This is a genomic window from Aliivibrio kagoshimensis (genome assembly GCF_050337105.1).
Lineage (GTDB): Bacteria > Pseudomonadota > Gammaproteobacteria > Enterobacterales > Vibrionaceae > Aliivibrio_A > Aliivibrio_A kagoshimensis.
In genome coordinates, this window is the sequence record NZ_JAKJSQ010000092.1 from 1 (window position 1) to 11,752 (window position 11,752).

Annotated in this window: 10 protein-coding genes and 1 tRNA gene; 5 read left to right on the forward strand and 6 right to left on the reverse strand. The window is 41.8% G+C overall.

Translation table 11 applies throughout. The annotated features are described in order from the left end of the window. Together L4C32_RS18880 and L4C32_RS18885 are read right to left on the reverse strand one after the other, a co-directional pair. Positions 1-1,392, reverse strand: a 1,392-nt coding sequence (locus L4C32_RS18880; RefSeq protein ID WP_428198444.1) for an acyltransferase family protein, incomplete at its 3' end; no start/stop codon positions are given. A 135-nt stretch (positions 1,393-1,527) separates the two neighbouring features. Then, a tRNA-Leu gene (locus L4C32_RS18885) sits at positions 1,528-1,612 on the reverse strand. 179 nt (positions 1,613-1,791) lie between these two features. On the opposite strand from L4C32_RS18885, the gene L4C32_RS18890 reads away from it, so the two are divergent. Then, positions 1,792-2,280, forward strand: coding sequence for an RDD family protein (locus L4C32_RS18890; RefSeq protein WP_428198445.1), 489 nt, complete (start codon positions 1,792-1,794; stop codon positions 2,278-2,280). Positions 2,281-2,326: 46 nt separating this feature from the next. Here L4C32_RS18890 and lptG read toward each other — a convergent pair whose 3' ends face one another. After that, entirely contained in the window at positions 2,327-3,400 is a 1,074-nt protein-coding gene (gene lptG / locus L4C32_RS18895; RefSeq protein WP_428198446.1) for an LPS export ABC transporter permease LptG, read from the reverse strand. A 3-nt stretch (positions 3,401-3,403) separates the two neighbouring features. After that, positions 3,404-4,504 carry an LPS export ABC transporter permease LptF gene (lptF, locus tag L4C32_RS18900; RefSeq protein WP_428198447.1) on the reverse strand — a complete coding sequence of 367 codons (1,101 nt, stop codon included), beginning with the start codon at positions 4,502-4,504 and terminating at the stop codon, positions 3,404-3,406. Between the two features lie 190 nt (positions 4,505-4,694). On the opposite strand from lptF, the gene pepA reads away from it, so the two are divergent. The 4 genes from pepA to L4C32_RS18920 all read left to right on the forward strand — a co-directional run bounded on the left by pepA (position 4,695) and on the right by L4C32_RS18920 (position 10,309). Beyond that, complete coding sequence (gene pepA / locus L4C32_RS18905) at positions 4,695-6,221, forward strand: leucyl aminopeptidase (protein ID WP_428198448.1); 1,527 nt, start codon at positions 4,695-4,697, stop codon at positions 6,219-6,221. A gap of 76 nt (positions 6,222-6,297) precedes the next feature. Continuing rightward, positions 6,298-6,747, forward strand: coding sequence for a DNA polymerase III subunit chi (locus L4C32_RS18910; protein WP_428198449.1), 450 nt, complete (start codon positions 6,298-6,300; stop codon positions 6,745-6,747). A gap of 133 nt (positions 6,748-6,880) precedes the next feature. Further along, positions 6,881-9,748, forward strand: a complete 2,868-nt coding sequence (locus L4C32_RS18915; protein WP_428198450.1) for a valine--tRNA ligase — start codon at positions 6,881-6,883, stop codon at positions 9,746-9,748. Positions 9,749-9,898: 150 nt separating this feature from the next. After that, on the forward strand, positions 9,899-10,309 hold the full coding sequence (locus L4C32_RS18920; protein WP_428198451.1) for a DUF2061 domain-containing protein: 411 nt from the start codon (positions 9,899-9,901) through the stop codon (positions 10,307-10,309). Here the strand turns inward: L4C32_RS18920 and L4C32_RS18925 are convergent. Continuing rightward, a complete protein-coding gene (locus L4C32_RS18925; protein ID WP_428198452.1) occupies positions 10,306-11,091 on the reverse strand; it encodes a glycosyl hydrolase 2 galactose-binding domain-containing protein in 786 nt (261 codons plus the stop codon). The genes L4C32_RS18920 and L4C32_RS18925 overlap by 4 nt on opposite strands. A gap of 127 nt (positions 11,092-11,218) precedes the next feature. Continuing rightward, positions 11,219-11,602, reverse strand: a complete 384-nt coding sequence (gene rraB / locus L4C32_RS18930) for a ribonuclease E inhibitor RraB (RefSeq protein ID WP_428198453.1) — start codon at positions 11,600-11,602, stop codon at positions 11,219-11,221. Positions 11,603-11,752: the final 150 nt, after the last annotated feature.

Below are 11,752 nucleotides of genomic sequence, written 5' to 3' on the forward strand. Positions count from 1 at the left end.
GTAATTAACTGCTTCATTATACCACTTTGCACATTTACTAAAGTCCCGGCCTTCCAAATAGGACGGTTTACAAGCCGAGAAGCTCAACTGTTTTAAGCCAACCCCTTCTTTTTTTAGATTTTCCGCAAGTGCAAAAGCAATTTCCGTAGAATGGCTATCACCCAGCACTGCCCATGACACTTTAGAACCAAAATATTCACATGACTCGGCGGGTAGTTGGTAACTATCTATATGGCATCTCTCTCGATACGGACTAGATGCTACCTCTTTAATTAAGCGTTGATATTGAGGGGGGGCAAGCTCAATTAAACCATTCTTGTAAAAAATGACTCCACTGAATCCAGCAACGACAATGATCATAAGTAAAGGTTTACATCGTAGATAATCCAATCGATAGACAAACCCCCGTTTAAATTTGATGTTCTCTATGTATTTGTGACTTAAGAACCCAGCTATTAATGACAGTACAACACCTACATAAATGTAATCATCGCTTAATGAAAAGTAATACATTGCAACCACAAAGGGCCAATGCCATAGGTAAATCGAATACGACCAAGTTCCCAGTCTTTGGAATATAGCGTTACTTGTAATTACACTATCATTTCGCTGCGCTTGGATAATAAGGTATGTGCCAAAGACAGGAAGACATGCTAAATAGCCTGGCCAGTGATTGTCTTTTGAAATGAAAAAATAGGACCCGACAATTAAAACGAAACCAGCCCATTCAATTGCTCGCTTTCTTTCCTCTTTAATATTGAAAGGATAAAGATAAGCTAAACCACCAGCCATCATCTCCCAAGCTCTACTAGGTAAAAGAAAATAAGCCGCGTTAGGCCATCTATAAGTAACAATGATGCAGAAAACAAAACCTATGACCGTTCCGATCAGTAGCGCTATTTTTATTGCCTTTACAGATAAAAATTGTCTCAACAGTACAAGTACAAAGGGGTAGATAATGTAGAACTGCCACTCTACTGATAATGACCAGGTATGGAGTAACCATTTCTGGTGTGAATTTGCATCGAAATAACCTGATTCAGTCCAATAGAGGATGTTGGAAAGAAAAGTAATGCTACTAACAACATGCTTATTTAATGTTTTAAAATCATTGGGAGAGAGATAGAACCAGCCAAATATCATCATTGCTACGCAGAGTACGGCCAATGCAGGTACTATCCGGTTGGCCCTTGCGAGGTAAAAGTGAAGAATTGAGAAATTATTTTTTTCAATATTTCTAAAAATTATCCCTGTCATTAAATACCCAGAGATAACAAAAAACACATCAACCCCTGCAAAACCTCCTGGCATCCAGTTGGGATTAAAATGATAAAGTACCACTGCAATTACAGCTAACGCTCTTAATCCATTAATGTCTTTTCTAAAAGTCATTACCTATCCCTGATTGCGTATGCATTTTGATTCTAGGGCTAATATACACGCAACCTAGTATGCCTCAAGATCAAACGCTATAAAAAACAGATACAAAAAAGCCCCAACAAATGTTGAGGCTTTTTTGTTTAAATATGGTGCCCGAGGCCGGACTTGAACCGGCACGTCTTGCGACAACGGATTTTGAATCCGTCGTGTATACCAATTTCACCACTCGGGCATACTTAACAAGTTCCCCTATTAAGTGCGGCCATTATACCCAAGCATGATCACTTCGCAACAGCTATTTTGTTCAAAAAGAGTTGTTTGCTGCTATTTTAAACACACACTGTTAACTTTATTTAAAAAGTCACCTAAGTACTGATAAACTCCCTCTATTATTACTATTTGGAATCAGTCATGACTACGGTACACAAAGAGCCCCTCAGTATTAAACAAGCTAGTTTCTTAAGACGTTTAGGTGCTTGGTTTTATGATGGGCTAATTATTATCGCCATTGAGATGATGGCTGCAGGCATTGTGATTGCCTCTTTAGACATGCTGACCTATTTCGGCCTCTTCTCTTATGGCAATCATCTCGATGTGAGTGAGTTTCTGGCAGCAGACCCGATTTGGAGTAAAATCTATCCTATCTATTTATCTGCAGTGTTTATCGGATTCTTTGCTTTCTTCTGGACCAAAGGCGGGCAGACGTTAGGGATGAGAGCTTGGAAGCTACGTATTCAAAACCGTGATGGTTCGAACATCACTCTGACTCAATCCTTCATTCGTATGAGCACATCCGCTTTTGGTTTAGGTAATCTAATGGCACTGTTTGATCGAAATAACAGTTCATTTCAAGATACTTGGGCAAAAAGTGAAGTCATTGTATTAGCGAATGCGAACTGAGTAATAAATATAATAAAAAAGGGCTTTATCAGCCCTTTTTTATTACCTATAACTTCCGATTTAACAAACCAAGCGCAATCATAAAGAAGAGTAAGCTGGGGCCTAATGCTCCAAAAATAGGATGCAGGTTATAGACAATACTCATTGGGCCAAACACTTCATTTGAAATGTAGAAGGTAAAACCCGCTATAACCCCAGAAAGAATTCGCGCTCCCATGGTGACACTTCTTAATGGTCCAAAAACAAATGAGAGCGCTAATAACATCATTACCGCAACAGATAAAGGCTGCAGCGCTTTTCGCCAAAACGCCAATGCATACCGTTCTGAATCTTGCTCCGAATCTTCTAAATAGGTGACATAACCGTACAAACCACTTAGTGATAACTCTTCCGGCTTAACGGTAACTACAGCAAGTTTTTCAGGGGTCAAGGTGGTGACCCACTCCTTACCATCCAACTGTTGCTCTGAGAGTTTGATGTCACCATCCATCTTGGTAATCAAAACATCTTTCATCACCCATCCCAATTTTTCATGGTATAGCGCTTTTTTTGAAAAGACGTAATTTTTCAAAACATTATTATCATCAAACTCCCAAATATTGACGCCTAGCAGCGTACTCTTACTATCTACGCGGGCAATAAAGATATAATCGTTGGCATCTTTAGCCCAGACGCCAGTCCTAACTGACATGATATTGCCACCTGACGTAGAAAACGCTCTTAATTCCCTCGCCATTTTTTGCGCTTCGGGTGCGCCCCACTGACCAAGAGCCATTACCATTAGCATCAATGGCACTGCAGTTTTCAGTACAGATAAACCTATTTGGAGTTTAGAAATACCTGCCGCTTGCATGACCACCAGCTCAGAGCTAGCAGCCAACATACCTAGACCGATGAGTGCCCCTAATAGTGCAGCCATAGGGAAGAACATTTCAATATCTCTAGGAATGCTTAATACAACAAAAAAGAGAGCCTGCATCAAATCATAGGTGCCCTCTCCGACTTTACGGAGTTGCTCTACATATTTAATAATTGCAGAGAGCCCTACTAACGTCGCTAAACATAACGCTGATGTAGTAATAATAGTACGGCCAATGTACCAATCTAGAATTTTAAACATTTGTTAAGCTTTTCTCCGGAATCTATCTTTAATGCGCCTGACAGGGAGACTGTCCATACTATTAAGCACAATACCTGCCATTAAAAGAGAGGCATTAATAGCCCACAAGCCGATATACGCGGGAAGCGCGCCATCTTCAACCGCTGACTTTGCAGCACTGATTGATAAGAAATAGGACAGATAAATAAAGACAGCAGGGCCGAGTTTAGCAAAACGTCCTTGTCGCGGGTTAACCGCAGAAAGTGGGACAACAATCATCGTTAGCAATGGTACACATAGTATCAAGGATATCCGCCACTGAAGCTCAGCTTTGGCTTTCAAACTCGAATTGCTAATTAATTCCATGGTAGAAAGCGCATCCCAGTCACGACTTTTTTTCTGTACCGCTCTTTGACCAATCAAAGCTTGATAGCTTTCAAAGTCTGTAATCATATAATCCAGACGACTTGGAACGCCTTCATAGCGATGACCATCCGCCAAGTCTAGTACTTGGCGTCCATCAGAAAGCTCTGAAATTTTACCTTTATCCGCAAAAATCACACTTGGGCGAATAGCGTCTCTTGGTATAGGTTGTGCAATAAAAACATGCTGTAATTCTTTACCATCTCGGCTGATATCATCGATAAAAACGACGGCTTTACCATCTGGAGAAGGTTGGAACTGCCCTTTTTGTAATAATTCCAATCCAACATCAGCTTCAACTTGCTCCATCAGTTGGGTGACTTTCTCTTGGCTCCAAGGCGCTAACCATAAAGAGTTAAAAGCAGCAGCCACTCCGGTGATTAATGCCAAATATAGTGCCGCTCGAATGAGATATTTATTCCCCATTCCCGTTGCGTTCATGACCGTGATCTCACTTTCAGCATATAGCCTGCCAAATGTTAACAAAATCCCGATAAATATACTTAAAGGCAGCATCAGTAGCCCCATAGAAGGCATGTTTAAACCTACTAACGAAAGTATTAAACTACCGGGAATACTGCCGTCTGAGGCTGAAGCTAATACCCGGATGAACTTTTGACTGATGAACACTAAAAAAAGAACAAAAAAGACCGCAAATTGGCTTTTAAGTGTCTCGCGGATCAAATATCTAACAATAATCACGCTTATTCTACCTATACAAAACTTGTTTTTTCACTGGAATCACTATAGCTTTCGCACTAAACATTTATTTATTAATCTTTAACTAAGTGTCAGAACGCTTAATTTGTCAAAATCTAATGATTGATTCAGCAAGTTAGAACAGCATTATCTAACATTTAGTTCTATTTGTCTTTAGGATGTAGGAGTTCGCATGGAGTTCAGTGTAAAAAGTGGTAGCCCTGAGAAACAACGCAGTGCTTGTATTGTAGTTGGAGTCTTTGAACCACGTAGACTTTCTCCAATTGCTGAGCAGTTAGATAAAATTAGTGATGGTTACATTAGCTCACTACTTCGTCGCGGTGATCTTGAAGGAAAACCAGGACAAATGCTACTACTGCATCAAGTACCTAACATTCTTTCAGAGCGTGTTCTTTTAGTTGGTTGCGGTAAAGAGCGGGAGCTTGGTGAGCGTCAGTACAAAGATATCATCAAAAAAACCATCAGCACTCTTAATGAAACTGGCTCTATGGAAGCAGTCTGTTTTTTAACTGAATTACATGTAAAAGGTCGAGATACCTACTGGAAAGTTCGTCAAGCCGTTGAATCGACAAAAGGCAGTTTGTACACCTTTGATCAATTCAAAAGCAGCAAACCTGAAACTCGCCGCCCACTTCGCAAACTCGTATTTAATGTCCCAACCAGACGTGAACTCAATTTAGGCGAAAAAGCGATCTCACATGGTTTAGCTATCTCATCAGGTGTTAAAGCTTCTAAAGATCTTGGTAATATGCCACCAAACGTAGCAAATCCTGCTTACCTAGCTTCTCAAGCACGTCGTTTGGCAGATGATTTCGATACCGTTAACACCAAAGTGATTGGTGAAGAGGAGATGAAGAAATTAGGTATGACTTCATACCTTGCTGTAGGTCAAGGCTCACATAACGAATCGATGATGTCGATCATGGAGTACAAAGGCAGTAAAAACCCTGATGCAAAACCGATTGTATTAGTCGGTAAAGGGCTAACGTTTGACTCCGGTGGTATCTCAATTAAACCATCCGAAGCAATGGATGAGATGAAGTATGACATGTGTGGCGCTGCATCTGTCTTTGGTGTCATGAAAGCACTGGCCAAATTAAATTTACCCATCAATGTGGTAGGTATATTGGCTGGTTGTGAAAATATGCCCGGCAGTAACGCATACCGCCCAGGTGATATCTTGACGACGATGTCAGGTAAAACCGTTGAAGTACTCAACACCGATGCAGAAGGTCGCCTTGTTCTTTGTGATGCCCTCACCTATGTCGAGCGATATGAGCCTGAGTGTGTCGTAGATGTTGCGACATTAACAGGGGCATGTGTTGTTGCTCTAGGTCACCATATCAGTGGACTTATTGCTAACCATAATCCACTGGCTCATGAACTGGTTAATGCTTCAGAGCAGGCTGGCGATCGTGCATGGCGTCTTCCTATGAGTGAAGAGTATCAAGAGCAGCTAAACAGTCCATTTGCTGACATGGCGAATATTGGCGGTCGCACTGGTGGTACTATTACTGCTGGCTGTTTCTTATCTCGTTTTACGAAGAAATACAATTGGGCACACCTTGATATTGCAGGTACCGCTTGGAAATCAGGAACAAACAAAGGATCAACAGGCCGTCCCGTCTCCCTTCTTGTGCAGTTCTTATTGAACCGCTCAGAGCAAGAGGTTGATGAACAGAAAGTTGCGCAAAAGTAATTTATATCTCTTTAATTAAAGGGCCTATTGGCCCTTTTTTATTTTTTTCATTTCACTATTAACGCGGAATACATCGATGAGTCACGGCACTTTTTACCTTATCAATGAAGATACTGCTGAAGATTCAGAGTCTGGTTTGCTGCTGTTTGTTTCTCATCTGGTTATTTCACACTACCAGCAGGGGATGAAAATTTTCATTCTCGCTGATAGTCGCACTCAAGCGGAAAAACTGGATGAGCTATTGTGGCAGTTAGAACCTGAAAATTTCATTCCTCATAACTTAGTCGGTGAAGGTGCTCGTAGTGGTGCCTTAGTTGAAATTGGTTGGGGAAATTTGCATTATAGTGGCCACAGAAATTTACTGATTAATTTAGCTCAATACGCGCCAACCTTTGCGGTGAGCTTCCCTCAAATGATAGACTTCGTGCCATGTGAAGAAAAAAGCAAACAACAAGCCCGAGAAAGGTATAAAATATATCGGCAAGCTGGTGTGGTATTGAATACTGTCGATCTCAGTACTCTCTAATTAACACTGGATCATCGATATTAGAAAAATAACAGCGCACGTCAGTAACCATAACTAACTCCCCTTCTCGAGGTTAGTTAATTATGGTGCTTGGCATCATACCCATTAATAGATTAATTCGACCAAGAGCCCTATGGAAAAGATATATAACCCACAATCGATTGAACAAGCTCTGTACCAGACTTGGGAAGAGAAAGGCTACTTTAAGCCGCACGGTGACACTTCAAAAGAAGCTTACAGCATCATGATTCCGCCGCCCAATGTAACCGGCAGCCTGCACATGGGTCACGCTTTTCAAGATACGATCATGGATACTCTTATTCGTGCTGAGCGTATGAAAGGCAAGAACACGCTTTGGCAAGTTGGTACCGACCATGCGGGTATTGCGACTCAAATGGTTGTTGAGCGTAAAATTGCAGCTGAGGAAGGTAAAACCAAGCATGATTACGGTCGTGAAGCCTTCATTGATAAAATTTGGGATTGGAAAGCAGAGTCAGGCGGCACCATCACCAAGCAACTTCGTCGCTTAGGGGCTTCAGTGGATTGGGATCGTGAACGATTCACCATGGATGACGGCCTATCCGCAGCAACTCAAGAGGTGTTTGTTCGTCTCTATGAAGAAGATTTAATTTACCGAGGCAAACGCCTAGTAAACTGGGATCCTAAACTTCATACCGCAATTTCTGATCTTGAAGTTGAAAATAAAGACAAAAAAGGCTTCATGTGGCACGTCCGCTATCCACTTGCGAACGGCGCAAAAACCGCAGACGGTAAAAGCTACATTGTGGTTGCAACGACGCGTCCAGAAACTATGCTGGGTGATACGGGTGTTGCAGTTAACCCAGAAGATCCTCGTTATAAGGATCTTATCGGACAACAGATTGAACTACCTATCGTTGGCCGTTTAATTCCAATTGTTGGTGATGAACACGCAGACATGGAAAAAGGCACGGGGTGTGTAAAAATCACACCGGCCCATGACTTTAACGATTACGAAGTAGGTAAACGTCATAGCCTCCCTATGATCAACATCCTAACCTTCAATGGTGACATTCGCGATGCTGCCGAGATCTTTACCACTAACGGTGAAGAGAGTGATTTTTATAGTGCTGAACTTCCTGAGAAATACCATGGCATGGAGCGTTTTGCCGCTCGTCGTGCTGTCGTTGCTGAAATGGATGAATTAGGTCTACTTGAAGAGATCAAAGATCACGACCTTACCGTTCCTTACGGTGATCGTGGTGGAGTGGTTATTGAACCAATGCTAACGGATCAATGGTACGTTCGCACTGCCCCTCTTGCTGAGCCCGCGGTGAAAGCAGTCGAAGATGGTCAAATCCAGTTCGTCCCTAAACAGTACGAAAACATGTACTTTGCGTGGATGCGTGACGTGCAAGATTGGTGTATCTCTCGTCAACTTTGGTGGGGTCACAGAATCCCGGCTTGGTACGACAATGAAGGCAAGGTTTATGTTGGTCGCACAGAGGAAGAGGTTCGTGAGAAAAACAACCTTGCTCCTGTGATTGTGCTTCGTCAAGATGATGATGTACTGGATACTTGGTTCTCATCTGCGCTTTGGACATTCGGCACACAAGGCTGGCCTGAAGATACCGATGCACTGAAAACATTCCACCCATCCGAAGTATTAGTATCAGGATTTGATATTATCTTTTTCTGGGTTGCTCGTATGATCATGATGACCATGCACTTTGTTAAAGATGAAGATGGCAAACCACAAGTCCCCTTCAAAACGGTTTACATGACGGGGCTTATCCGTGATGAAAACGGTGACAAGATGTCTAAATCTAAAGGCAACGTACTTGATCCTATTGATATGATCGATGGTATCGGCCTGGAGGATCTTGTTGAGAAACGTTGTGGCAACATGATGCAGCCTAAACTGGCCGCTAAAATCGAGAAAGCAACGCGTAAAACCTTTGAAGGCGGTATCGAACCATACGGCACTGATGCTCTGCGTTTTACACTAGCAGCAATGGCGTCAACGGGTCGTGATATCAACTGGGATATGAAACGTCTCGAAGGCTACCGTAACTTCTGTAATAAATTATGGAACGCCAGCCGTTACGTATTGATGAACACAGAAGAGCACGATTGTGGTATGGCTGATGGTGCTGAACTTGAGTTCTCTCTTGCAGATCAATGGATCGAGTCTCAGTTTGAAGTCGCAGCTAAAGAGTTTAATGCCCATCTAGACAACTATCGTCTAGATATGGCAGCAAACACACTGTATGAGTTCATCTGGAATCAATTCTGTGACTGGTACCTAGAGCTGACAAAACCTGTTCTTAGTAAAGGAACGGCTGCGCAGCAACGTGCGACGCGTTATACCTTGATTACCGTTCTTGAGAAGACCCTACGTCTTGCTCATCCGGTACTGCCTTATATCACCGAATCAATCTGGCAGAGTGTTAAGCCGCTGGTTGATGGTGCGGAAGGTGAAACTATCATGACACAAGCGCTTCCTCAGTTTAATGAAGAGAACCTAAACACTGACGTCGTTGCTGATCTTGAATGGGTGAAAGCCTTTATTACCAGTATCCGTAACTTACGAGCTGAATATGACATCGCCCCAAGCAAAGGGTTAAGTGTCATGGTAAAAGTCGCTGATGACAACGATGCTGCTCGTATTCAAGCAAACGACATTGTTCTAACTTCTCTAGCCAAACTAGACAGTATCAAAGTACTTACTGAAAGCGATCAGCAAGAGCTTCCAGCGTGTGCCACTTCACTGGTTGGAAAATCTGAGCTGATGATCCCAATGGCTGGATTGATCAACAAAGATGCTGAGCTTGCTCGTTTAGACAAAGAGTCTGCAAAAACTCAAGGTGAAATCAAACGCATTGAAGGCAAATTAAGTAACGAAGGTTTCGTTGCAAAAGCACCGGAAATCGTTATCGCTAAAGAGCGCGAGAAACTAGAAGGCTATAAAGAGACCTTAGTAAAATTAGAGGCACAAAAAGCAACCATTGTTGCACTCTAAAGAGACATAAAACGATAAAAGGCTGATCAGTAATGATCAGCCTTTTTTTGATCCTTCATAAATTTTACCTATCAATACAATTGGTATTAATGAATTTAGTTAATGAGAATAATTCGTAATAATACACTCTATCAAATCGAGGATATTACGATGACCAAAACACTCAGTTTTGCTGCTTTACATTTTACCGTTGCTTTTACTCTGGCTTACCTATTAACAGGTGATTTACTTTTGGGAGGCTTAATCGCACTGGTTGAACCTATGGTTAATACTGTAGCGTATTACTTTCACGATCGGGCATGGTTACAAAGTAAAGAAAATGAGAAAAAGCCCATCATCAAAACACTTAGCTTTGCCGGAATGCACTTTGGGGTCGCTTTTGCGGTCACTTACCTATTAACGGGTGATATGGTTGTGGGGGGAGTGATGGCACTGCTAGAGCCAATGGTGAATACCGTCATCTTTTACTTCCATGAACAAGTGTGGGCAAAGAAGTATGGCCAACACGGTCCAAGAGAAAAGAGCAAGCACATGCACCCACATACTCTCTTATGCCACTAATAACAGAAACTCGCTTCGGATTGATCTTCAAACATTCTGTAGGGGATGTGCATCACTTGCCCTTCAAGCTCCACCTCAATGTGGTAAAGGTCATTATTGTCTGGGCATTCCGTCTTCCAGAATCTAGGTGCATCAACCTGAAACAGCGCCGTTACACGATTTGATCTAACATCTATTGGTATTGAATAACTCATGCCATCAAATTTAGTGTTAGCGGCTATCATTCCTGTTGCTAACGTTTGAAAATAGATCACAACTTTTACTTCACCACATCCATGATGCAAAATAGGTATTACTGTTACTCTTTCTAACCTTAAATGCGCAATACCTTGTAGCTCGATACTGCCAAAAATACCCACTTGGTTATTTTTATTCGTCGTATCCGTCATATTTGGGGCATCATCATCCAGTAAAAAGTCATCATCTTGCTGCTCTAAAAAAAGAATCTCAATACGATTTAGACCAACTTGCAGATGAGATTTGACCTCTTTACGATATGTCTCTTCACAATCAAAACAGTCTATGACTGCATTACCATTAATTCTCACTTCGGCATAGTGCGAAACCCCTTTCAGCACAATATCAATCGCAGCACACGCTAACATTGCTTCAGAGACGTCTACATCATGCATTAAATGCCACTCTTGAGCCGCTATATCACTCTCAGAAAGATCCGCTGGAAGTATTGAACTAATGGGGGCAGGAAAGGCAAGATCGCCTTGTGGTAACGATAAATCTGTTAATGGAGAGAGTTGCCATAAACCGGACAAAACAGTAAGCATTAGTTCGCCTTTATTGAGCTAGATCAATTTTCAGGCTGATTTTACAACTATTTAACTGTTATACAAGAGAAATAAAAAACGGCCGATGATAATCATCGACCGTTTCAAGGTTTAAAAAGCTTAGTGTTTACTCTTCGTCATTCTCATCGTCAGGCTGATCGCCTTCAAAATAAGTGCCCCAACCGTCATAATCTATCTCAAATTTTTCAGCCAATGCGACTAATTTAACTACTTGAGCATCAATCAACTCCGCATCAAGTGCTGATTCCATGACGGCATCAAAACACATCACTTTACCGCCACCTTCAACTTCAAACTCTTCTGCTTCTAGCACTTCAAAGCCTAACTTAAATGCTTCAACGGCCGCATTCTCTAAAATAGAGAAATCTTCTGATGATATGTGGTGTTCTATCGAGTACAGCGCATCAGGGTCACTACCATCTTCAAGTAAAACCTCGATAATTTCACGAGTCTCCTCTTTTTGCTCTTCAATCAGCTCTGCGTAGGTAATGAACTCTTCTTCGGGCATTGATTCGTTAGACATGGGGGCTCCACAGTTTCTAAGTTAATTGGAATAACGATGCGCAATATGGCATGGATCACTTTAAATTACTATCAGTCAAAAGCGTAAATTGATAAATATCAAATATATGGTTGATAA

Excerpts from the sequence above, each read along its gene's own strand:
- L4C32_RS18890 (WP_428198445.1), top strand. The coding sequence starts at position 1,792 with ATGACTACGGTACACAAAGAGCCCCTCAGTATTAAACAAGCTAGTTTC.
- lptG (WP_428198446.1), bottom strand. The coding sequence starts at position 3,400 with ATGTTTAAAATTCTAGATTGGTACATTGGCCGTACTATTATTACTACA.
- pepA (WP_428198448.1), top strand. The coding sequence starts at position 4,695 with ATGGAGTTCAGTGTAAAAAGTGGTAGCCCTGAGAAACAACGCAGTGCT.
- L4C32_RS18910 (WP_428198449.1), top strand. The coding sequence starts at position 6,298 with ATGAGTCACGGCACTTTTTACCTTATCAATGAAGATACTGCTGAAGAT.
- L4C32_RS18915 (WP_428198450.1), top strand. The coding sequence starts at position 6,881 with ATGGAAAAGATATATAACCCACAATCGATTGAACAAGCTCTGTACCAG.
- L4C32_RS18920 (WP_428198451.1), top strand. The coding sequence starts at position 9,899 with ATGACCAAAACACTCAGTTTTGCTGCTTTACATTTTACCGTTGCTTTT.
- L4C32_RS18925 (WP_428198452.1), bottom strand. The coding sequence starts at position 11,091 with ATGCTTACTGTTTTGTCCGGTTTATGGCAACTCTCTCCATTAACAGAT.